General features: G+C 64.2%; 24 protein-coding genes and 1 pseudogene. 11 read left to right on the top strand and 14 right to left on the bottom strand.

Going from position 1 to position 21,760, the window contains the following annotated elements:
- Positions 1-320: 320 nt before the first annotated feature.
- Positions 321-791, top strand: coding sequence for a hypothetical protein (locus LG661_RS13955; RefSeq protein WP_230532504.1), 471 nt, complete (start codon positions 321-323; stop codon positions 789-791).
- On the opposite strand, the gene LG661_RS13950 is transcribed toward LG661_RS13955, so the two are convergent.
- A complete protein-coding gene (locus LG661_RS13950; RefSeq protein WP_230532503.1) occupies positions 771-1,787 on the bottom strand; it encodes a P1 family peptidase in 1,017 nt (338 codons plus the stop codon). The two genes, LG661_RS13955 and LG661_RS13950, sit on opposite strands and share 21 nt — an antisense overlap.
- Before the next feature lie 96 nt (positions 1,788-1,883).
- Between LG661_RS13950 and LG661_RS13945 the strand changes: the two genes are divergently transcribed.
- The gene (locus LG661_RS13945) at positions 1,884-2,609 is read left to right on the top strand and encodes a cytochrome c biogenesis CcdA family protein (protein ID WP_230532502.1); all 726 of its coding nucleotides are present in this window, start codon (positions 1,884-1,886) and stop codon (positions 2,607-2,609) included.
- Positions 2,610-3,156: 547 nt separating this feature from the next.
- Positions 3,157-3,624 (top strand): DUF1203 domain-containing protein, encoded by a 468-nt coding sequence (locus LG661_RS13940; RefSeq protein WP_230532501.1) that lies wholly within the window; start codon positions 3,157-3,159, stop codon positions 3,622-3,624.
- A gap of 3 nt (positions 3,625-3,627) precedes the next feature.
- On the opposite strand, the gene LG661_RS13935 is transcribed toward LG661_RS13940, so the two are convergent.
- From LG661_RS13935 to LG661_RS13905, 7 genes are all read right to left on the bottom strand, one after another.
- Positions 3,628-4,008 carry an ACT domain-containing protein gene (locus tag LG661_RS13935; protein ID WP_230532500.1) on the bottom strand — a complete coding sequence of 127 codons (381 nt, stop codon included), beginning with the start codon at positions 4,006-4,008 and terminating at the stop codon, positions 3,628-3,630.
- Positions 4,009-4,097: 89 nt separating this feature from the next.
- Positions 4,098-5,225, bottom strand: a complete 1,128-nt coding sequence (locus tag LG661_RS13930) for a branched-chain amino acid ABC transporter substrate-binding protein (RefSeq protein ID WP_230532499.1) — start codon at positions 5,223-5,225, stop codon at positions 4,098-4,100.
- 128 nt (positions 5,226-5,353) lie between these two features.
- A complete protein-coding gene (locus LG661_RS13925; protein WP_230532498.1) occupies positions 5,354-5,716 on the bottom strand; it encodes a DUF6867 family protein in 363 nt (120 codons plus the stop codon).
- Positions 5,716-6,492: an ABC transporter ATP-binding protein gene (locus tag LG661_RS13920; RefSeq protein WP_407666713.1), complete on the bottom strand. Its 777-nt coding sequence runs from the start codon at positions 6,490-6,492 to the stop codon at positions 5,716-5,718. The genes LG661_RS13925 and LG661_RS13920 overlap by 1 nt, the downstream gene beginning before the upstream one ends.
- A complete protein-coding gene (locus tag LG661_RS13915; protein WP_322098871.1) occupies positions 6,489-7,331 on the bottom strand; it encodes an ABC transporter ATP-binding protein in 843 nt (280 codons plus the stop codon). Before LG661_RS13915 ends, LG661_RS13920 begins: the two co-directional genes overlap by 4 nt.
- Positions 7,331-8,746 (bottom strand): high-affinity branched-chain amino acid ABC transporter permease LivM, encoded by a 1,416-nt coding sequence (gene livM / locus LG661_RS13910; protein ID WP_230532497.1) that lies wholly within the window; start codon positions 8,744-8,746, stop codon positions 7,331-7,333. Before livM ends, LG661_RS13915 begins: the two co-directional genes overlap by 1 nt.
- An 11-nt stretch (positions 8,747-8,757) precedes the next feature.
- Positions 8,758-9,678 carry a branched-chain amino acid ABC transporter permease gene (locus LG661_RS13905; protein ID WP_230532496.1) on the bottom strand — a complete coding sequence of 307 codons (921 nt, stop codon included), beginning with the start codon at positions 9,676-9,678 and terminating at the stop codon, positions 8,758-8,760.
- A 288-nt stretch (positions 9,679-9,966) separates the two neighbouring features.
- Here LG661_RS13905 and LG661_RS13900 point away from each other — a divergent pair, with 288 nt between their 5' ends.
- The 4 genes from LG661_RS13900 to LG661_RS13885 all read left to right on the top strand — a co-directional run bounded on the left by LG661_RS13900 (position 9,967) and on the right by LG661_RS13885 (position 12,808).
- Complete coding sequence (locus LG661_RS13900; RefSeq protein WP_230532495.1) at positions 9,967-10,497, top strand: flavin reductase; 531 nt, start codon at positions 9,967-9,969, stop codon at positions 10,495-10,497.
- 679 nt (positions 10,498-11,176) lie between these two features.
- Positions 11,177-11,545, top strand: coding sequence for a hypothetical protein (locus LG661_RS13895; RefSeq protein ID WP_230532494.1), 369 nt, complete (start codon positions 11,177-11,179; stop codon positions 11,543-11,545).
- Between the two features lie 27 nt (positions 11,546-11,572).
- Positions 11,573-12,388, top strand: coding sequence for a PAS domain-containing protein (locus LG661_RS13890; RefSeq protein ID WP_230532493.1), 816 nt, complete (start codon positions 11,573-11,575; stop codon positions 12,386-12,388).
- 57 nt (positions 12,389-12,445) lie between these two features.
- Positions 12,446-12,808, top strand: coding sequence for a sensor histidine kinase (locus LG661_RS13885; RefSeq protein ID WP_268995464.1), 363 nt, complete (start codon positions 12,446-12,448; stop codon positions 12,806-12,808).
- Between the two features lie 210 nt (positions 12,809-13,018).
- Here LG661_RS13885 and LG661_RS13880 read toward each other — a convergent pair whose 3' ends face one another.
- Together LG661_RS13880 and LG661_RS13875 are read right to left on the bottom strand one after the other, a co-directional pair.
- Entirely contained in the window at positions 13,019-13,867 is an 849-nt protein-coding gene (locus LG661_RS13880; protein WP_230532491.1) for a methionyl-tRNA formyltransferase, read from the bottom strand.
- 31 nt (positions 13,868-13,898) lie between these two features.
- On the bottom strand, positions 13,899-15,356 hold the full coding sequence (locus tag LG661_RS13875; protein ID WP_230532490.1) for a patatin-like phospholipase family protein: 1,458 nt from the start codon (positions 15,354-15,356) through the stop codon (positions 13,899-13,901).
- 172 nt (positions 15,357-15,528) lie between these two features.
- Here LG661_RS13875 and LG661_RS13870 point away from each other — a divergent pair, with 172 nt between their 5' ends.
- Together LG661_RS13870 and LG661_RS13865 are read left to right on the top strand one after the other, a co-directional pair.
- A complete protein-coding gene (locus LG661_RS13870; protein ID WP_230532489.1) occupies positions 15,529-15,798 on the top strand; it encodes an usg protein in 270 nt (89 codons plus the stop codon).
- 87 nt (positions 15,799-15,885) lie between these two features.
- Positions 15,886-16,482 carry an exopolysaccharide biosynthesis protein gene (locus LG661_RS13865; protein ID WP_230532488.1) on the top strand — a complete coding sequence of 199 codons (597 nt, stop codon included), beginning with the start codon at positions 15,886-15,888 and terminating at the stop codon, positions 16,480-16,482.
- 29 nt (positions 16,483-16,511) lie between these two features.
- Here LG661_RS13865 and LG661_RS13860 read toward each other — a convergent pair whose 3' ends face one another.
- The 3 genes and pseudogenes from LG661_RS13860 to map all read right to left on the bottom strand — a co-directional run bounded on the left by LG661_RS13860 (position 16,512) and on the right by map (position 19,006).
- The gene (locus LG661_RS13860) at positions 16,512-17,066 is read right to left on the bottom strand and encodes a PRC-barrel domain-containing protein (protein ID WP_230532487.1); all 555 of its coding nucleotides are present in this window, start codon (positions 17,064-17,066) and stop codon (positions 16,512-16,514) included.
- A gap of 77 nt (positions 17,067-17,143) precedes the next feature.
- Positions 17,144-17,827: pseudogene (radC, locus tag LG661_RS13855) on the bottom strand (RadC family protein).
- Between the two features lie 360 nt (positions 17,828-18,187).
- The gene (map, locus tag LG661_RS13850) at positions 18,188-19,006 is read right to left on the bottom strand and encodes a type I methionyl aminopeptidase (protein ID WP_230532486.1); all 819 of its coding nucleotides are present in this window, start codon (positions 19,004-19,006) and stop codon (positions 18,188-18,190) included.
- A gap of 200 nt (positions 19,007-19,206) precedes the next feature.
- On the opposite strand from map, the gene LG661_RS13845 reads away from it, so the two are divergent.
- Positions 19,207-20,031, top strand: coding sequence for an FkbM family methyltransferase (locus LG661_RS13845; RefSeq protein WP_230532485.1), 825 nt, complete (start codon positions 19,207-19,209; stop codon positions 20,029-20,031).
- A 3-nt stretch (positions 20,032-20,034) separates the two neighbouring features.
- On the opposite strand, the gene sfsA is transcribed toward LG661_RS13845, so the two are convergent.
- Positions 20,035-20,754 carry a DNA/RNA nuclease SfsA gene (sfsA, locus tag LG661_RS13840; RefSeq protein WP_230532484.1) on the bottom strand — a complete coding sequence of 240 codons (720 nt, stop codon included), beginning with the start codon at positions 20,752-20,754 and terminating at the stop codon, positions 20,035-20,037.
- A gap of 233 nt (positions 20,755-20,987) precedes the next feature.
- On the opposite strand from sfsA, the gene LG661_RS13835 reads away from it, so the two are divergent.
- Positions 20,988-21,734: a competence/damage-inducible protein A gene (locus tag LG661_RS13835; protein WP_230532483.1), complete on the top strand. Its 747-nt coding sequence runs from the start codon at positions 20,988-20,990 to the stop codon at positions 21,732-21,734.
- Positions 21,735-21,760 lie beyond the last annotated feature (26 nt).

The raw sequence follows: 21,760 nt of genomic DNA, 5'->3' as shown, positions 1-21,760 counted from the left end.
AGGGCTGCCGGCTATGCGTCCGTTTAACCGTCCGATGCTTTAGTCTTCTTCCGGTTCGAGCGCTGGTTCGAGAACGGCCCGGTGGAGGCGAGCCAGAAGGCGAGGCTCGATCTCCTCAGGCCTCACCTCGCCCGCGCTTCGCTCCTCTTCCTCGGGCTCGGGCTGCAGCAGGCGCGGTCCACCGTGTCGGTTCTCTAGCTGATGGATGTTCCCGCTGCCGTCCTGACCCACAGCGGCCGGATACTGGCCTGCAACGAGGGGATGGGAGAGCGGCTCTCCCAGGTGAATATCGGCTCCGGCGACGTATCACCCTGAAGGACATGAATGGCCAGTCCATTCTGAGCGAGAGCATCGGGAAGATCACGGCCGGGCTTTTCGACCAGGTCCGTGGGTCCATCCCGATCCCGGCGACGGAGGAGAATGAGGCGGCTGTGGCCTACCTGATTCCCATGCAGGGGGCGGCCCAGGACATCATCGGCCATGGGACCATGATCCTCATGATCAGACCCGCCCGACCGGAGAACAAGCTCCTCGACGTGGTGAGAACGCGTTTCGGAATCGGCCCAGGAGCTGCGCACCGGATCGCGCGCCTCGTGAGCGCCGCCAGTCCCCGTCTGGCCACGGCCCTGCTCACGTCCACGACATCGTTCGAGACAACGCTGGATCGCTTCCTCGGGGCCTCAGAGACAAGACAGGAGGCGCAGCTTGCCGCGTTCCTCTCGAGCTTCGAGGCGTCTTCGCCGCGTGACCTCGATCTGAGCCGACTCGTGTCAGCGGCTCCTGTTTCCTGAATCCGGGAACCTGTCCCGCCAGGCGGGCTGCGCCTGCGGGTAGGGCAGGGCGGTAGCCTCATAGACTCCGCGCGCGATGGCGCGGGTCAGGCAATCGGCGGCGCGCGCCGTCAGCTCCGTGAACTCCGCCGCCTCGTTTCCGAGCGGCCTGCGGCCTGTGGCTGCGGCGAAGATCGTGTCGCCGTCGAAGAGCGCGTGGGAAAAGCGAAGGCCGCGCGCCAGGCCTGCATGGGCCGCGATGGCGAGGCGCTTGGCCTGGGCTTTCGTCAGAACCGCGTCCGTCGCCACGAGCGCGATGGTGGTCGCAGGCTGAGGACCGCCCTTCCAGACCAGGGGGCGCATCTCCGGCGTGATACGTTCGGGCAGGCCCAGGCCCCCGAACTCATGGCCTTCCTCCAGACCTCCGGCCCAGAAATGCGGCCCCTCGCCGATGACGGCCGAAGCGACCGCGTTGACGATGACGAGTGCGCCGACCGTGTGGCCGGAGGAGGTTAAGACGCTGGCGGAGCCAAGCCCTCCCTTGAGAGTCGCGGTCGTGGCCCCATACCCGCCGCCCGCCGTGCCGAGGGCGAAGTCGGGGCCGGCGTTCCGGGCAGCCTCATAGCCGATCTCGCGATAGGGCGGGTACCGGCCCCAATCCTTGTCGCCGCCATTGGTGAGATCGAAGACGACCGCCTGGGAGACTAGGGGAACGAGCGCCGGGCCGACGGCAAAGCCGACGCCCTGCTCGCGCAGATAAGCCTGGACACCGCTCGCCGCATCCAGACCGAAAGCCGAGCCGCCGGAGAGCACGATCCCATGAACGCCGGGCACCATTTTGTCCGGGTCGAGGAGGTCGGTTTCCCGCGTGCCGGGCGCACCGCCCATGACGAAGCAGGAGGCCACCGCAGGCTCATCGAAGAGGGCGGCGGTGACGCCCGAGCCGATGGCCGCATCCTGCGCATTGCCGATGCGAAGCCCTGCGACATCGGTGATGAGGTTTCGGGTTTGGGTCATGGCGTATGAGAGAACCGGAAAACGGCCGCCTTCACAAGCTGGAGAACCGGGCTTTCGGCGGCTTTCTTACGGTGCGGTGCCGGTATAGAAGGCCTCATGCTCAGCATCTCCTTTCCTGCCGCGGCGCTCGGCGGCCTCATCAGCTTCCTGAGCCCCTGCGTCCTGCCGCTGGTGCCGCCCTATCTGTCGTTCCTCGCAGGCACGACCTTTGAGCGGCTGAACGCGGGCGACCATGCGGTTCGTCAGCGGACGATGCTGGCGGCACTCCTGTTCGTCGCGGGCTTTTCGACCGTCTTCGTGCTCCTGGGGGCGACCGCCTCGGCTCTGGGGCAGGTGATCCGCCAGTATCTCGACGTGCTGAGCACGGTGGCAGGCGTCGCCATCATCGTCATGGGCCTGCACTTCCTTGGGGTTTTCCGGATCGGGCTCTTCTACCGTGAGGCGCGGTTCAAGGTGGAAAAGCCGGTCGGGCTCTGGGGCGCCTATGTGATGGGGCTGGCCTTCGCCTTCGGCTGGACGCCCTGCATCGGGCCGGTCTTGGCCGCCATCCTGGCGGTGGCGGGCTCGGAGGACAGCGTCTCCTACGGGGCCATGCTGCTGGCGGCCTATTCGGCGGGCCTGGGGATTCCCTTCCTGCTTGCCGCCTTCGCCATGAGGCCCATCATTTCGCTCCTCAAGCGCATGCGCTCGCACTTCTCCGTGGTCGAGAAGGCCATGGGCGTCCTCCTCATCCTGACCGGAATCGCCTTCCTCTCCGGCTGGATCACCGACATGTCGTTCTGGCTGCTGGAGACGTTTCCGGTGCTGGGGACACTTGGCTGAGGCATTCCGTTAAGGTTCTACCGCTTGGTCCATGTCCCGATCCCGTCGCAAAACACCATTCCAGTCCGAATTGTCACATTCAGTTAGAACCAGGATCTCTCGCGGATTATCGACCCAGAAGGAACAGACAACCCGTCGCGGATTGTCCTGAGAGGGAAATAAGACAGATACTTTGCCAGTCCGTGTGTGTTGCCAGTTTGCGCTCCAATCCCAACCGTCTCCTGCATCCAGGGCAAAACCGGATACCCTGCCATCCCGCTTGAAACATATGGCCTGGATTGATGAGGGCCAGAGAGCGTTCGGAGGCGCAATCGTTCTTTCCCAGCATCCTACAACGCCTGTTTGCTTTGGGCGGGCTGTAGCTTCCTGAATGGCTGTGGCGAGCGGTATTGAGAGAATGAGGGCTAGGATAGCAGGCCAAGTCTTCTGCATGCGATGCACCGTTTCTTGCTACAAAATAGCATAAACCTGGGCTCCAGCAGAAATCGGGTCGTTTTCCGCTCAGCTTGGCTGCAAGCCTGATGGTCTCGAACCAAGGAGACCATCCATGTCATTTCAGATTTGCGGGCTCGACGCCCAAGCCTTTGCCCCTCTTTTCTCAATGAGCGAGGCCGAGCTTGCAGCTATGGGCGCCCGGCGCGTCGTGGCCGATCAGGCCGATCTCTACCCCTGCCGTATCTCTCTCAAGCGAGTGGAGGAGGGGGAGGAGCTCCTGCTGCTCAACCATGTCCACCAGCCCACACCGACCTCACCCTACCGGGCCGCAGGGCCGATCTTCGTCGGTCGCTCCGCACGGACGGGCTCCTACCGGGGTGAACTGCCGCCGATCCTGAGGGACAGGCTTTTGTCGCTGCGCGCCTATGATGGGCAGGCCTTCATCGTCGATGCGGAGGTCGGGGAGGGCGAAGAGGTTTTGACCCTGATCGGGCGTTTCCTTGAGAATCCCGCGGTGGAGCATATCGATGCCCATTTCGTCCGGCGCGGCTGCTTCGCAGCGCGGATCGAGCGGACCTGAGGATCAGGCCCGGACCGTGTGCCCGGCGCCTTCGAGCACCGCCACCGCCCTGTCCGCATCCGCTGCCTTCACCAGCACGTAGTCGGTGCTGAAGGTGGAGGTGGCGAAGATGCCGATGCCGGCCCCGGCGAGGGGCTCAAGGACGGAAGCGAGGATGCCCGGAACGCTGAAATCGAAGCTCTGCTCGATCCGAAGACAGCGCCAGCCGGCGTCGGTCTCGGCTCCGGCGGGAGCCTGGGCGAGGGGAAGGACAAGGGTCGTCTCTTCAGGCGCGCGGACCAGCAGCGAGAACGGTCCAGGGGGCGGCGGCTCGACAGCCGCCTCAGGGACGAGGCGACAGACGGCGTAGATTTCCGGAAGGAGATGGAGGTTGAGGGTGGGCATGCCCGTCCGCCTCAAGAGGTGCCTTCATAAGAAAACCCGCCCTGTCGCCAGGGCGGGTTTCCCTTCAGATTGGCTGTGAGGCCAGTCGATTACATGCTGAGCTCGTTGCCCGAGTAGTCGATCTTGCCGTCGGCGCCCTTCTTCCAGACGTACATGACGTAGTCAGGACGGGTGATGTCGCCCTTCTTGTCGAAGGAGAGATCGCCGATCACGGTCTTGAACGACTTGCCGGACTTGATCGCCTCGGCGACCTTCTTGCCGTTCGTGCTACCCGCTTGCTTGGCGGCCTCGGCCAGGACCTGGGCTGCTGCGTAGGAGTAGAGCGTGTAGGCCTCGGGCTCGTAGTTCTTGGCGCGGAACTTCGCGACCACTTCCTGCGCAGCCGGGTTTTTACGCGGATCGGGAGCGAAGGTCATGAGGGTGCCTTCGGCGCCCGGGCCGGCGATCGAGGTGAACTCGGCCGACACGATGCCGTCGCCGGACATGAGCGGGGCGTTGAGGCCCTGGTCGCGCATCTGGCGGATGATGAGGCCGGCTTCCGTGTGGAGGCCGCCGAAGTAGACGACGTCGACGCCGGCCTGCTTCAGCTTCGACACGAGAGCGGAATAGTCCTTCTCACCCGTGTTGACGCCTTCGTAGACCACTTCCTTAAGACCCTTGGAATTCATGGTCTTCTTGGTCTCGTCGGCCAGACCCTTTCCGTAGGGGGTCTTGTCGTGGACAATCGCAACCTTCTTGTCCTTGAACTTGTCGGCAAGATAGCTGCCTGCAACAAGGCCCTGCTGGTCGTCGCGGCCGCAGGTGCGGAAGGTGTTCCACATGCCGCGCTCGGTGTAGGTCGGGTTCGTCGAAGCGGGCGAAATCTGAACGATTCCAGCCTCTTCATAGATCTGCGAAGCCGGGATCGAAACGCCCGAGCAGAAGTGGCCGATGACCATCTTCACGCCTTCGGCCGCGAACTTGTTCGCCACCGACACGCCCTGCTTGGGGTCGCACACGTCGTCACCGACGACGAGCTCTACCTTCTCGCCGTTGATTCCGCCGGCTGCGTTGATGTCAGCGACGGCCTGCTCAGCGCCGTTCTTAAGCTGCGCGCCGAAAGCGGCATTCGGACCGGTGATGGGGCCGGCAACGCCGATCTTGATCTGCGCATTGGCAGCGCTCGAGAAGGCAAGGCCAAGACCAAGCGCGACGCTGGTCAACAGCATTTTTTTCATGAGGTCACTCCTCTGGTGGTTTTTTTGAGGCCCCGTAATCGTTTCGGGGCCGGTTTGGCGGGGGAACCCGCCATCCGCGGAACATCATGCTTGTTTTTAAGCGGATGTCACCTGGGAATTTTTTGAGCTTAGCCCTTTGTCGCAGAAGCCTTTTCCCGCCAGGAGAACAGGCCGGTCCGCTCATAAAGCCACCGGTACTGGGAGGTCATCAGCTTGGCGCGGTTGTACTGGAAGCCGAGCGAGCCGATGATGAGCACCACAATCGTGTCCACGACATAATACTGGAGGGACAGCAGCGTGCCCTCGAACAGGGCGTAGTGGATGAAGCGCACCGCCACCCCAAGGAGCAGCAGGTAAATCACGAGCTGCCAGTAGGGCCCCCAGGTGATCGCGATGGCGCGCCCGGTCATCCAGGCCGCCCACCCGCCCATGATGACGGTGATGAGGAGAAAGAGCCAGATCGACGGCTCTTCGTAGAGGATGCCCTGCATCAGTGGTGCCCTCCTTCGAGATAGGCCGCGCGGACCTGCGGATCGGCGAGCAGTTCCTTGCCCGTGCCGCTCATGGTGATGTTGCCCGTCACCATCACATATCCGCGATGGGCGAGTTTCAGGGCATGGTAGGCGTTCTGCTCGACGAGGAAGATGGTCATGCCGTCCTTCTCGTTGAGTTCCTTAATGATGTCGAAGATCTGCTTGACGATGAGTGGCGCAAGACCCAGCGACGGCTCGTCCAGGAGCAGGAGCTTCGGACGGCTCATGAGGGCGCGGGCGATGGCCAGCATCTGCTGTTCGCCGCCGGAAAGCGTACCGCCCCGTTGCTGCAGGCGCTCCTTCAGGCGCGGGAAGAGCGTGCAGACGCGCTCCAGGTCTTCGTCGAAATGGGCGAAGTTGTTGATCGAGGCCCCCATCTGGAGGTTCTCGAACACCGTCATGCGCGGGAAGATGCGCCGGCCTTCCGGCGATTGCGCGATCGACATCTGCGCAATCTCGTGGGTCGGCACCTGGGTGATATCCTTCCCCGCGTAAGTAATAGTGCCCTCGCGCGCCCGCGGGTTGCCGAAGATCGTCATCATCAGCGTGGACTTGCCGGCGCCGTTGGCGCCGATCAGGGTCACGATCTCGCCCTCGTGGACGTCCATGTCCACGCCCTTGAGCGCAATGATGTTGCCGTAATAGGTCTTCACGCCGCGCACGCTGAGAAGCGGCTGGCGCGCCGTTTCGGCAATAGGGCTCTGCATTGCGATGTTTGCTCCAGCGGTGCTCATGCGCCGATCTCCGCTTCCACCTGTTCGACTTCCTCGTCGGCCACGCCCAGATAGGCGGCGATGACCTTGGGATCGTTCCGGACCTCGGTGGGCGAGCCGTCCGAGATCTTGGTGCCGTAATCGAGCACTACCACGTGATCGGAAATCTCCATCACCACCGACATGTCGTGCTCGATGAGCAGGATCGACGTGCCCTGTTCCTTTCGGATCGAGAGCAGGAGCTCGTTGAGCTCCAGGGACTCGCGCGGATTGAGGCCCGCCGCCGGCTCGTCGAGGCAGAGCAGGAGCGGGTCCGTGCACATGGCGCGGGCGATCTCGAGGCGGCGCTGGTCGCCGTAAGGCAGGTCGCCGGCCGGATCGTCGGCCCGATGCATGAGCTTCGTCTTCTCCAGCCAGAACTTGGCCTTCTCGATGGCTTCCTTTTCCGCCTTGCGGTAGCCGCCAAGGCCGAGAACGCCAAAAACGGTGAAGCCGGAGGCGATCATCAACGGGTTGTGCTGCGCCACGAGCAGGTTCTCCAGCAAGGTCATGCCGGAGAACAGGCGGATGTTCTGGAAGGTGCGGGAGACCTTGGCCTTCCAATTGATGCTGTGTCCCGGCAACCGCTCCAGGAGGAGGTGGGAGCCATCCGGCTTGCGGAGAGCGATCATGCCTTCCGTCGGCTTGTAGAAGCCGGTGATGCAGTTGAAGACCGTGGTCTTGCCTGCACCGTTCGGGCCGATGAGCGCGGTGATGTCCCCGCGCCCGGCCTTGAAGGAGAGATCGTTGATGGCGACGAGGCCGCCGAAGCGCATCGTGAGATGCTGTACGTCGAGGATGGGATCCTGCAGCCAGCGCATTAGCCGTGTCCTTCCTTCACGAGCGAGCCGGAAATGGCCTTGCGCTCTTTCAAGATCACCGAGGGTTGCCGTTCCGAAATCAGGCCGCGCGGACGCCAGACCATCATGGCCACCATGCCTGCGCCGAAGAGCAGGAGGCGGTATTCGTTCGGATCGAAGCCCTCACCGAAGACGGCCTGGAGGAAGGTGAGGTTACGCAGGATCTCGGGACCGCCGACCAGAACGATCGCCGCGATGGCGACGCCGATCTGCGAGCCCATCCCGCCCATGACCACGATGGCCAGGATGATCGCCGATTCCAGGAAGTTGAAGCTCTCAGGCGAAATGAAGCCCTGACGCACGGCGAAGAACGACCCGGCGAAGCCGCCGAACATCGCGCCGATGGAAAAGGCCGTGAGCTTGGTGTTCCGGGTGTTGATGCCGAGCGAGCGGCAGGCGATTTCGTCCTCGCGCAGGGCCTCCCAGGCGCGCCCCACAGGCAGCCTGCGCAGGCGCATGGTGACGAAGTTGGTGAGCAGGGCCAGTATCAGGATGAGATAGTACAGGAAGACAATCCTGTGCATCGGGCTGTATTCGAGCCCGAACAGAGCCGCGAACCCGTCCTCGTCCGAGTTGAAGGGGATGCCGAAGAAGGTTGCGCGCGGGATCGAGGCGATGCCGGCGCCGCCGTTCGTCAGTTCTACCCAGTTGATGAGCACGAGGCGGATGATCTCGCCGAATGCCAGGGTCACGATGGCGAGATAGTCACCGCGCAGGCGCAGCACCGGGAAGCCGAGGATGATGCCCCAGAACGCGGCGAGGATGCCGGCGAGGGGCAGGCAGATCCAGAAGGACCAGCCGAAGGTGGTCGAGAGCAAGGCGTAGGAGTAGGCGCCGACCGCATAGAAGGCGACGTAGCCCAGGTCGAGCAGACCGGCCAGGCCCACCACGATGTTCAGACCCCAGCCGAGCATCACGTAGGTGAGGATCAGAATGCCGAGATCGATCCAGTAGCGGGATTCGTTCAGCCCGCCTTGGACCACGTAGACGATGAAAGGGAAGGCTAGCGCAACGCCGAGGAAGAAGGGAATGCCGAAACGGGACACCTTCTGGAAGGCGCTCGGTTCCGCATGCACCACTTCCGTCGCCTGTCGGGGACTCGGGACCGCCTTGCGGTAGGCCCGGGTCGCTGTGAAGGCATGGATCGCAAGACGCAACGCGAAGATGATGGGGCAGAGGATCGCCACCAGATCCCACCGGGGGTCGAGGAGGAGATCCGCGCCGCTCTGGTCCGTCCTGTAGGCCAGGAGCGGGATGGACAGGCCGAACATGACCAGCGCTGCCTTGGCGGAGTCCTTGAGGGCGGCGGCCCAGTCGATACGGCCGCGGGTGGCCGAAACGTCGGACGAGGTCGTCGTAATCGAAGGAGCGTTCATGGCGCTGTTCCTCAGACCTTCTCGACTTCAGGCCGTCCGAGAATGCCGGAGGGCATGAAGATGAGCACGATGGCCAGGATCGAGAACGCGGCGACGTCCTTGTACTCGATCGAGAAATAGGCCGACCAGAAGGTCTCGATGAGGCCGATGATCAGCCCTCCGAGCACGGCTCCCGGCAGGGAGCCGATGCCGCCCAGAACCGCCGCCGTGAAGGCCTTCACGCCCGGCACGAAGCCGTCGCTGAAGCTCACCACGCCATAATAGAGAAGGTACATGGTGCCCGCGACCGCGGCGAGCGCCGCGCCGATCACGAAAGTGAGCGAGATCGTGCGGTCCACGTTGATGCCCAGCAGGGAGGCCATCTTGCGGTCCTGCTCGCAGGCGCGCTGGGCGCGGCCGAGAGAAGTCTTCTGGACGAGGTACCAGAAGATCGAGAGCAGCACGGCCGTGAAGACCATGATGATGATCTGCTTGTAGGAGATCGCGACGTTGTAGCCGCTCTCGCCCTGGAAAAGGACGATCACCTCGCCGACCATCGGAGGCGTCGGCTTGTTGCGTGCGCCTTGAACGACCTGGACGAAGTTCGACAGGAAGATCGAGACGCCGATCGCGGAGATCAGCGGCGCCAGGCGGAACGAGCCGCGCAGGGGACGGTATGCGATCCTCTCGACGGTCCAGCCCCACAGGGACGTGAGCGCCATGGCGAGGACCAGCACGATGAGCAGCGCCACCAGCGCGGAGGAGATCCCCAGCCAGGTGGTCAGGATCACGAAGAAGATGAGGGCGATGAAGGCCGACACCATGAACACGTCGCCGTGGGCGAAGTTCACCATGCCGATGATGCCGAATACCATCGTGTAGCCGATGGCGATGAGGCCGTAGATCGACCCCAGAGTCAGCCCATTGATGAGCTGCTGCACAAAAATTTCCATGTCCAACCCTTAGCCCCTCTGGAATGGGGTCATTCTTGGGAAACCTCGCACAGCAAAGCACGATGCGGTTGCGAGGCCAAGCCGATGCGTAAAGCGGGCCGTGTCTAGCAAACGGATTTTCGTTCGACAACATTCGGTTAAGCTTTCCATCAGCCAGTTTGATGGAAGAAGCGGCAGGATTCGCCGGAATAGAGGGCAGGCGCTTCCCATGCGGCGGGTGGGAGCCCATATGCCTCCCATGGTCTTGTGCTCAGCCCAAAAGGGTGGGAGAGGCTTCTTCGGAATAAGATGTTGAAGACTCATACCTCTCCCCCTTCCGATGCCGCCAGTGGCGCTCCCGCTCTCGATCCCGGTCTCTTCCGCGAGGGAATGAGTCGTGTCGCCGGTGCCGTTCATATCGTCACGACCCAGGGTTCGGCCGGGCGCGCGGGCCTCACGGCCACTGCCGTCGCTCCGGTGACCGACAGCCCGGCTTCGCTTCTGGTCTGCGTCAACAGCGCAGGCCGGTCGGCGCAGGTGCTGCTGGCGAACAAGGTCTTTTGCGTGAATACCCTGAGCGCTCCGGATCTGCCGCTCGCCGACATCTTCGCCGGCCGGACGGACCTCCATGGACAGGACCGCTTCTCGTCAGGGCAGTGGGAGGATCTCCTCACGGGTTCCCCTACTCTGATGACGAGCCTGGTGTCCTTCGATTGCCGGCTCACCGAGGCACGGGTCGTCGCGACCCATCACGTTATCCTGGGCGAGATCGTCGCCGTCAGGCTGGGCGACCGGATGCCCGCCCTGGTCTATCAGGGGCGGCTCTACCACGAACTATGATACCCAAACGGGCGGCGCTCGTCCGCTGATCGGCTGAATGGACCGGGAGAAGCGCGTCTTCCGTAAATGTCTTTTCGGTTGAGCGCCGCAGGTCGGCGCCCCCTTTATTTGCAATAAAGTAGCGGTGCTTTGTCTTTTTTTGCGCCTATTCAGGACGAAGCACAGGTGGTCCGTGAAAGTGCAGTTGCGGATCTACGGAGCGGGTTGGTATTCGTTCCGCCTGGCGAAGCTCTGCTGCCGCATGTGACCTCCTAAGCGCCTGAGGGCCTTAGGGAAGATGTCGCAAATATCCCACATCTGCTGGAAAACCGTTCGGGCAGCCCCGCCTTAGTATTGTATATGTAATATTATTTTCATTGACCGTACCTTTATTTAGGGTAGGAAAATGTCAGGTTATGACGTTTGTCTGTGTCCGGGAAGGGGATGCGTACAGCCTATGAGCGCCAAGGTGTCCTCATTTCCTGAAACTGTGCGGCCCATAGCATTGCGGACCGTCCTGCCTTGGCTGGAAGGGCATGAGGCCCTGGCTGCTTTTCCGGCGGTCGTCCAGGCATCCGAAGCCCGCGGCCAGGCGTATCCGCAATGAACGACGGCTTCCTAGCACATGTTGCTCCTCAGCCACCGGATTGGGGAGGTCCGTTCATCGCCATGACGCGGGAGAAGATCCGCTGGCCTCGCGGTGGAGGCGAAATGGGGGAGCGCATCCGCAGTCGCGACTGGGGACAGACGCCGCTCGGTCCCGTCGAGGCTTGGCCACAGAGCCTTCGCACCGCAGTCGATCTCATGCTCAACGCGCGCCAGCCCGCCTCCAATTGCCTGGGGGCCGCAGCTGGCCACGCTCTACAACGACGACTGCATCCCGATCCTCGGCGCAAGGCCCGCGGAAAGCCTGGGCAGGCCCTATGCCGAGCTCTGGTCGGAGGTCTGGGGCCGGTTCCGGGCCGTCGTCGAGGCGGCGCTGGAGGGCGAGGCGCAGCATGTCGCCGATCAACCTCTCATCCCCGCCGGCGATCCCGGTCAGCCGGCCGGCTGGTTCACCCTGTCCTAGATACCGCTGCGCGACGAGGCGGGGGCGGTGGCGGGCTTCTACTTCGCGGCAACCGAGACGGCCGGAAGGATCCTGAACGAGGAGGCGCTGCGCGAGGGCCAGGAAGCGGCGCTGCGCGGGACGGAGGCCCGCTATCGCACGCTTTTTGAGGCCCTCGGCAAGGGCTTCTGCGTGGTGGACATGGTTTTCGACGAGCAGAACCGTCCGGCAGACTACGTCTTCGTCGAGGTCAATTCCGCTTTCGAAGCCCAGGCGGGGCTATGCGACGCTGCAGGACGGAGCATGTGCTCCCTTCGACCCGGATGCGAGGCGCACGGGCTCGAAACGTTCGGCCGGGTGGCTCTCGCCGGGGATCCGGTGCGCTTCGAGCATGAAGCTGCCGACACGGGGCGCTGGTACAATGTCTTCGCCTACCGGGTCGGCGACCCGCAGCAGCGCCGGGTTGCTCTTCTCTTTGACGACATCACCGAGCGCAGGCGGGTCGAGGAGGCATACCGCGAAAGCGAGGACCGCTATCGCTCGCTGATCGCGCACAGCTCCGAAGGAACCTGGCTCCTCGAGCTTACCCCGCCGGTCGGTATATCCCTGCCGGACGACAAGCAGATCGAGCTGGCCTACCGCAATGGGCGCTCCGAGGACCTGATCGGCAAGACCCTCGACTTCCCCCATGCCGGCCGACGATCCGGCGGTGAGGGAATATTTCGGCGCGATCATCCGTTCCGGCTATCGCCTGATCGATATGGAATCGGTGGAGCAGGACACGGACGGGAACCGCAGTACTTCGCCAACAGCATGATCGGGGTCGTCGAGAACGGTTTCGTGAAGCGGATCTGGGGGATCTAGCGCGACATCACCGATCGCAAGCGGGCGGACGAGCAGCGCACGCTTCTCATCAACGAGTTGAATCACCGGGTGAAGAACACCCTGGCCACGGTCCAGTCCATCGCTTCCCAGACCCTGCGCAACGCCAAGGCTCCGGCGGAAATCAGGGAGGCTTTCGAGAGCCGTCTTTTTGCCCTGTCCCGGACCCATGACGTGCTGACGCGGGAGAACTGGGAGGGGGCTGACCTCCGGGACATCGCAGAGCATGCGATGGCGCCCTATGCCGGCCGCGGGGAGAGCCGGGTCCATGTGAGCGGGCCGAGCGTGCGCCTGCCGCCGCGCATGGCGCTGCCGCTGGCCATGGGGCTGCAGGAGTTTGCGACCAATGCGGTGAAATACGGCGCGTTGTCGGACGCCTCGGGCGTGGTCCGGATCGCCTAGCACCTCGAACAGGGCGAGCCCAGCCGCCTGCATCTTTGCTGGGAGGAAAGCGGCGGTCCGCCCGTTCAGACCCCGGCCCGCCGCGGCTTCGGGTCTCGACTGATCGAGCGGAGTCTCACCCATGATCTCAACGAGGCGGCCAAGATCGATTTCCGTCCCACGGGCGTGGTCTGCACCGTGGATGCCCCGCTCGCCTGAACGCCTTCCGCTCTATGCCCGGCGCGTCTTGCCCGGCGCATAGGGACTCCAGCCCGTCAGCTGAACGAAGCCGTCGCCCGCTGCGACGACGAGGTGGTTGCGGTGGCGGTGGACGAGCGCGCCCGGACGGTGGAGGTGCGGCTCCTCCCAGCCGGCCGCATCCCATACATAGAGATAACGGGAATCGACCTGAGCGAAGGCCTCGATGGAGCCGAAGGCGCGGATGGTGCGGAGTGCGTCCCTGACGCTCCGGGTCCAGTCGATGGTGCGCTGCGCCTGCGTGATGCGGGGCCAGTAGGAGCCGGGACCCTGCGGCTGCGCATCAGCCCACAGGCGCGGAAGGTCCTCGGCGATGCGGGCGGCGATGGTCCGGGACGCCATCTGGCACCTGGCGAGAAGGGTATCGTGGGTCTCGTTCTCCGACAGCCGAAAGCGCTGCTGCGCGACGATGGCGCCCGTATCGAAGGCGGGTTCGAGCACATGCGCCGTGACGCCCCATTCCGGGACCGCGCCGAGGATGGCCTGAAAGAGCGGGTAGGGGCCACGCGCCTCCGGAAGCGGCGAGGGATGAAAGTTGACGGCATATCTCAGATGCGCCTCCCAGCTGGTGACCAGCCAGGGGTAGCCCGCCACCACCAGCGCATCGCAGCGCATCGCCTTCAGGCCCGCGAGATCGGAAGGGCGGATCCGCGTGAGCTGGACAGGTAGCCTCAAGGAGCGGGCGCGGGCGATCGTCGCGTCGTTGAAATCGTAGATGCCGTCGCAGGGGCGGCTGAAGAGTTTGATCGGCTCCCAGCCTTTGTCGAGAAGAGTCCCGAAGACGTCACCCAGAAAGTCGATTCCGGCGAAGGCAAAGCGCATTCCCGGTGTTCCCCCTTCGACTGCTCCGTCCTCAGTCCGCCTTCCCGTCCAGGGAAGCGGTGAGGGCCCGCCGAGGCTGCTTGCGGATAAATGAACGAAAAATCGGGTTGTTGCGCAAGGCCGTCTCTCCGGCGCCGACGACCGTGTCGAGGGTCTGCGGGTCGAGTTTGAAGCGGGTCGGCACCTCGTCGAGCCGCCGACGCAGTTCCGGACCCGCATCGGCGAAGGACACACGACCCACCGTGAAGGCCACATCGGCGCAATTCCAGCCCTTCAGGGTTCCGCGCAGCTGCCGCACCTCGGCGGAAGACAGAGAGCAGCGCCAGCGCCGCAGATCGGCCTCCCAATCCTTCATGATGGTAGTGAAGTAATCGTAGCCCTTGTAGACGCCGGAATCGATGGCGACGTCGGTGACGATCCCGGCCAACTCCAACCCGGACGGGGAGGCGAGATTGCGCGGCCAGTCCCCGGCAGGTTCGCGGCCTGCATCCACCACGAGGAAGAGCATCCGCTGCACGCGCACGGCCTGTTCGGCCGTCATCGGCATATAGGGGCGGTCCCGGTTCGTACGCGCCACGGCGAGCGAGTGGATGCCGAAGTTGTCGGTCAGTCCGCCGTCGAGGAGCTTCACATAGCGGAAGCGCTCCGGATCGCTGCGGTAGCGCATGGTGGCGGCGGCGCTGGCGCGCAGGGTCGCGGGCGCGGTCGGATCGGCGACGCCCCGCTGCAGCCATTTCGGAACATGGCCGCCGCAGGAGGAGCCGAAATTCTCGATGTTGATCGGGATGAACAGCCCCGGTACGGCAGCGGAGGCCGCTACCGCCTCGGACAGGCGGACCTTGCTCAGGTCGCTGCACAGGGCGCTGAAGGTAATCGGCTCGAAGACGAAGGGCACGCGGCCGTAGATGTCGGAAGCCGCGATCCAGACGAGCGGACGCTTTCGGGCGAAGAGATCCGCATAGGTCGCGCCGTCGAACAGGTTCTCGTTGAGCCAGGGCGGGAAATTGGAGCGGTCGTTGACGCCGCCATCCTCCACGATCCGCAGCACGTTGGCGAGGGACACGTCCGTGTCGAAGCCCTGTTCCGCGTTGCGCTCCAGGAAGCGGGAGCGGAATTCCGGCAGGCCCTCACGACCCTTCAGGCCGAAATAGGCGGCCGTGACCGAGCCGCCGGAGACGCCGGAGACCAGGTCCACCAGGTCGGTCATGCGGCCCGGGCCGCGCTCGGTCTCGATCTCGTAGCGGTTGAGCTCGTTCAGGACGCCATAGGAGAACGCCGCGGCGCGCATGCCGCCGCCCGAGAAGGCGACGCCCACGACGGTCGTGCCGAACTGGTCGGGTCCGAGCGGCCAACCCTCCTGCTCGGAGACATGGGCGATGGGCTGGTTGATGGGATCGTTGAAGACCTGGCCCGCGCAGGCCGAAAGCGCCAGGGTCAGGCAGCCGGCCGCCAGCCATTTTTTGAGAAAGCTTGGATGTCCCGCCACCATGTCGGCCCGCCCCGTGAACCCTGGCCATACGATGACGATGGGAAACTCTCAATAGGGTGCTGCCCGGGAACCGGGGTACAAGCTCGAGACTTAGCCTTGAGCATAGGGCAGGTCACCGCCTGCGCGTCGAGGGCGGAATCCTGCCGGTGAGCCTCTGTTCGAAGGAGTTCGCATGGTATCGAAGGATTTCATCCGCCAGATGGAAGGTTACGGATTGACCACCGCCAGCATCCTCTACCGGATGCCGGACCACCCTACCTTTCTCCAGACCTACATCTGGCAGGCTTACGATCTCGCCCCCGAGTTTCCCGTCCTTCTCGAGTTCCTGGACTTCTGGCAGCGGGAGCTGGCCGGGCCGCTCTATTCCGTCACGGTCTCCCATGCACAGCTGATACGGCCCGCCGAGTTCATGGCCGTCGAGGGCGAGATCAACATTCATTGAGATACCTTCTTTCTCCGGGAGTCTTGGCCCAGGGGCGCAACTCGGCTAGAGAGGCGCCCTGAGCGTCCTCGAACCTGCCAGGGCTCCTTGTTCCCCAACGCGCGCACTTCCCAAATCCTGCTCGCCCTTGCCTCGCAGCCAGGCGAACGCCTGACCGTGCGCGACATCATGGCCGTGCTTCAGGACAGGGCCTTCGCCCTCCTGATCGTTCTGCTGGGGCTGCCCAACTGCCTTCCCATGCCGCCGCCGATCCCGCTGGTCTGCGGCCTTCTGCTGGCGCTGGTGGCAATCCAGATCCTGTTCGGCCGCGAGGTGCCGTGGCTTCCCGGACAATTGCTGAACCGCTCGCTCGCCCGCACCGATGTGGAGCGGGCGGTGGAGCGGGCCATGCCGACCTTCCGGCGCCTGGAGCGCTTCTCCCGCCCGCGCATGACCTTTCTCGACACGCCCATCGCCATGCGTCTCATGGGCGCGATCATCCTGGTCTTGGCGCTGGGGCTGCTCTTTGCGCCGCCCTTCGTAGGGCAGATTCCGCTCGGGCTCGCCGTCTGCCTCGTGGGCATCGGCCTCGTGGAGCGCGATGGCGTGGTGGTGCTGGGAGGCCTTGTGATCGGCTCTGTCGGACTGATCCTCAGTCTCGGCTTCGTCTATGCCGTACTGACGGGCATCGACACGATCATCTGATCGTGTCGATGCCGTTTCATGCGTAGTCCTTATTCGTCCATGTAAGCCGGCGCGGCACGGAGCTGGCCCGTGGGAATGGTCAGGATGATCCGGTCGGGCACGATGGCGCGGCTAATGCGGTGATCGGATCTCTGCTCGACCCCCGCGGCGGTGCTCGGCGGCAGGCCCTGGCCGGGGAGGGTGCCGGTGGTCGCCGTCATGTCGTAGGGATCCAGGCGGATCGCCTGCGGCGGGACCGCCAGACGGCGCTCGCCGATGCCCAGGAAGCCTCCGACCTCGATGACGAAGGCCGTGACGCGGCCGTTCCGGTCGATGAGCACGTCCGCCACCTCGCCGACATCCTGGTTCTCCGGGCTGTAGACATCCTGGCCGATCACGTCCGTGGCCCGGAGGATGCCCGGGTTGCGCCGGGTGATGAACCCGACCGGGCCGGAGGCGATGTCGGGACCTGCGAATCCGGTGTCGCGCGCGACCGTTGCGGGCGGGCGAAGGTCCACCGTCGGAGGAGGCGCGGCCTGGGCGAGGGCTGCGGGCGCCACCAGGGTGGAGCAAAGCAGGCCGGCGACGGTCAGTGTCATGCGCATCGAGAATCTCCCGGAAATGGCTCTGTTGCTGAGCCAACGCCGCGGGAGTGGCTTGGTTCTCCGCGAAAACGCTGCGCTCAGATCAGGCGCAGCCCTTTCAGGCTCGCATGGCCTTCGCGGCCGACGATGATGTGGTCGTGGATGGTGATCCCCAGGGGCTTGGCGACCTCAATGATCTCGCGGGTCATCTTGATGTCGGCGGCGGAGGGTGTCGGATCGCCCGAAGGGTGATTGTGCACCAGGATCAAGGCCGAGGCCGAGAGTTCGAGCGCCCGCTTCACCACCTCGCGCGGATAGACCAGCGTGTGATCCACCGTGCCCGATTGCTGGACCTCGTCGGCGATGAGGGCATTGCGCTTGTCGAGGAAGAGGAGCCTGAACTGCTCCTTGTCCATGAAGGCCATGGCGGTGCGGCAGTAATCGAGCACCGATGTCCAGGATGACAGGACCGGCCGCTTCGCCACCGCCCCTTGGCGAGCCGTCGGGCGGAGGCCTCCAGGATCTTGAGGTCCGTCACGACGTTCTCGCCGATGCCATCCACCTCCATGAGCCGGGCGGGGGAAGCGGCGAGCACCTCGGAAGGTGCCGAAGCGCTTGAGAAGTTCCTTGGCGATGGGTTTCACGTCCCGGCGGGGAATGGAGCGGAAGAGGACGAGCTCCAGCAGCTCGTAGTCCGGCAGGGCATCGCCGCCCACCTCCACGAAGCGCGCGCGCAAACGGTCCCGGTGCCCGTAGTAATGGGGAGTGTCGTCGCCGCTCATGCCCGTCCGCCATTGAGAGGTGAAACGTTACTCTGTAGGCTTGTGGCGATGAAGGGGCCGGTGTCAAGCCGGCTGGGAAAACCAATGCGGACAGGGTGCTATTTCAAGCTGATGATGATCCTGCCGTTTGCGGGAGTCGGTGGTCTCGTTGGGGGAGTGATAGGTGTAGCGCTTGGCTTCCTAGCACTTCCCATCATTGTAGTCGTAGCTGCCGTCTTTGCTGCATCCTCCGATCCACTCAGAACCGCGTTCGCAGCTATGGAATATGCTGCAGCAGCGGGCATGATATTCGGGGTGTTATTTTCTGTCTGGCTGCTGATCCGGCGTTTTTGACGGATTGCTGCTGCGCCTTGACGCCAATCAAGCTGGGTAAGGCGGCTTGTCCAAGCCCTTGGGCGAGAAGGTGAAGACCTCGGCGCCGGTTTCCGTCACGCCGACCATGTGCTCGAACTGGGCCGAGAGGGAGCGGTCGCGGGTTACGGCGGTCCAGCCGTCGGAGAGCACCTTCACCTGCGGGCGGCCCAGATTGATCATGGGCTCGATCGTGAAGAACATGCCGGCTTTCAGCTCCACGTTATAGGCCGGCTCCACGTAGTGGAGGATGGTGGGCGAGTCGTGGAAGGCCTTGCCGATGCCATGGCCGCAGAAGTCCCGCACCACCGAGCAGCGCTCGGCTTCCGCATAGGACTGGATGGCCGCGCCGATGTCGTTGGTGGTAGCCCCCGGCTTGACTGCGGCAATGCCTCGCAGCAGGCACTCATAGGTGATCTCGCACAGGCGCTGCGCCCGGCGGGGCACCTCGCCGACATAGTACATGCGGCTGGAATCGCCGTGCCACCCGTCGAGAATGACGGTCACGTCGACATTCATGATGTCGCCCTCGCGCAGGGGCTTCTCGTTCGGAATGCCGTGGCAGACCACGTGGTTGATCGAGGTGCAGATCGTCTTGGTGTAGCCGCGGTAGTGCAGGCAGGCCGGATAGGCGCCGTGGTTGCGGATGAAGTCGAAGGCGAGCTTGTCCAGGAATTCCGTCGTAACGCCGGGCTTCACGTGGTCGGTCAGCATGTCGAGGCATTCCGCCACCAGGCGGCCTGCACGCCGCATGCCCTCGAAAGCCTCGGGGCCATGGAGCGGGATTTCGGCAGAGCGCTTGCGCTCGACGACGTCGGTCTCGGTCATTCTCGGTCCTTGAACTGGAAGCCCGAATGTAAGGATCGGGGCGCGGGACGCAAGCTCTGCATGCCCTTCGTCGCCGCCATTTCCAGGCCGGATACCGGCTCCCGGGTTTTCCTTGAAGGGCTCTGTGGCTTGCGGTTGGAGCCCGAGGGTGTCATGAGCAGCGGGAATCGCCGGCAGCGGCATTTAGGTTTTTGATTGGAATGAACGATTCTCGCCCCTTCGGCGCCTATGCGCCTTCAGGCTTCATCCAGTGGGTGATCGAGCGGACGCGCACCCTGTCGGACGGCTGGGCTCCCCGCCGCCTCGCCCTGATGCTGCGCCGGATGGCGATGAAGTCCCTCAGAGGCCAGCCTCTCGACATGGAGACCTACGGGGTCCGCATGCGGCTGCACCCCTACAACAACATCTGCGAGAAGCGCATCCTCTTCACGCCCCAATATTTCGACACCCAGGAGCTGAAGATCCTGGAATCCCGGATTGGGGAGGGGTTCACCTTCGTGGATGTCGGGGCGAATGTCGGCTGGTACGCCCTCTTCGTGGCGGCCCGCGCCGGGGCATCCTCCCGTATCCTGGCCGTCGAGCCGCAGCCCGAGATCTTCGATCGCCTGACCTACAACATCCGCCAGAACCCCTTCGGCACGGTCAAGGCCGTTGCCTGCGCAGTGGCCGACAAGACCGGGGAGCTCACCCTCTTCCTCGATCCCCGCAACCGTGGAGAGTCGAGCGTGAAGATCGTGGGATCGAGCCATGCCGACGCGATCCGCGTCCCCGCCGTGACCCTCCTCGACCTCCTGAACAATGAGGGCTTCGCCCGTCTCGACGCGGCCAAGCTCGACGTGGAAGGGGCGGAAGACCTGATCCTCGATCCGTTCTTCCGGGATGCTCCCCTCTCGCTCTACCCCTCGCTCCTCCTCATCGAGGACGGCCGCGAGCGCTGGCAGATCGACCTGCCGAAGCTCCTGGAGAGCAAGGGATATCGGCTCATCCTCCAGACCAAGATGAACCTCGTCTTCGAGCGGGACTAAGCCCTACCGAGGCGTCACGATCTCCACCGGGCGGTCGATGACGACCTCCTGCGGCGTGATCCGGCAGGCATAGGCATACGACTCGACACCCGCCGCCAGCGCATGGCGAAAGGCCTTGTCATAGGCCGGGTCAATGTCGCGGGCGACGTCGAAGCGCTCCGCATCCATCTGGATCACGTAGACCAGGACCGACCGGGCTCCGGTCGCGACCATGTCCGCAAGTTCGTAGAGGTGCTTGGCGCTGCGGGCGGCGACGCAGTCCGGGAATTCCGCAAAGCCTGATTCCCGCATCATGTGGCAGTTCTTGACCTCGAGGTAGCAGGGGGGCTCCCCGTCCTTTTCGAGCAGGAAGTCGACCCGGCTGTTCCGGCCGTATTTCACCTCAGGCCGCACGCGGTCGTAATGCGCAAAAGGCGCAAGGCGCTTGTCCTTCAGCGCTTCCGCCACCAGGAGGTTCGGGCGCGAGGTGTTGATGCCGATGAGCTGGAGCGGTCCACCGCCAGCCGGGATCTCCACGAATTCCCAATTGTACTTGAGCTTGCGGGCAGGATTCGTGGCCCTGGACAGGAACACCCGGCTTCCCGGCGCCTTCAGGCCCAGCATCGCGCCGGGATTGGCGCAATGGGCCGTCACGACCTCGCCGCTGTCGAGCTCCACATCGGCCAGGAAACGCTTGTAACGCTCGATGAGACGCCCTTCGAGCAGGGGTTCGGAAAATTGCATCGGGTCCATCTGTGGGAGGAAAGACGCTCCGTAGCAGGGGAGGAGCCCCAGCTTCAACTGAACCCTTGCTTGAGAATTGCCGTTTCTGACGCATCGGCATCGGGCCCAAGAATGGAGCCCGCTCTTGGGATCAATCCGATGCCTTGTTCTTTCTTGAGCGTATCGTCTGGGGCGGAAAGTGGGTTCCACTTTTCCGCACGAGGCGCTAAAGGCCCTCAAAAGGATCGTTGCGCATGGCCGTCTCCGTCACAGCCGCCCTTCTCGTCATCGGCGATGAGATCCTCACGGGCCGCACCAAGGACAAGAACATCGGCTACATTGCCGAGTACCTGACCGCCATCGGCATCGACCTGCGCGAGGTCCGTATCGTCCCCGACGTGGAGGACGAGATCGTGGCGGCCGTGAACGCGCTCCGGCAGCGCTACACCTATCTCTTCACCACAGGCGGCATCGGGCCGACCCATGACGACATCACGGCGGATTCCGTCGCCAAGGCCTTCGGCGTCGGGATCGGCCAGGATCCCCGGGCGGTCGCCATGCTGCGGGAGCGCTACCAGCCGCACGAGCTGAACGAGGCGCGGCTGTGCATGGCCCGGATTCCCGAGGGGGCCGACCTGATCGAGAATCCCATCTCCAAGGCCCCGGGCTTCCGGCTCAGCAATGTCTTCGTCATGGCGGGCGTGCCCTCGATCATGCAGGCCATGCTCGAGAATATTGCGCCGACCCTGGAGGTCGGAGCCCGCATGAATTCCGAGGTGGTCGAGGCGGAGGGCATCGCCGAGGGCATCTATGCGGAGGGCCTTGGCCAGATCGCCGCCGCCAACGAGGGCGTGTCCATCGGATCCTATCCGTCCTTCTCGGCCGCCGGCTTCCGGAACCAGATCATCGTGCGTGGCAAGAACCTGGCTGCCGTGGAGAAGGCCGCAGCGGAAGTCCGTGACCTGCTCGGGCGCCTGAAAGGCGACCGCGCGCCCCTTTAGACGCTTTACTCATCAACGAAGACGCG

It is taken from the genome of Microvirga roseola (assembly GCF_020866965.1).
Classification (GTDB): domain Bacteria; phylum Pseudomonadota; class Alphaproteobacteria; order Rhizobiales; family Beijerinckiaceae; genus Microvirga; species Microvirga roseola.
This window is presented reverse-complemented; position numbering and strand designations above follow the sequence as displayed.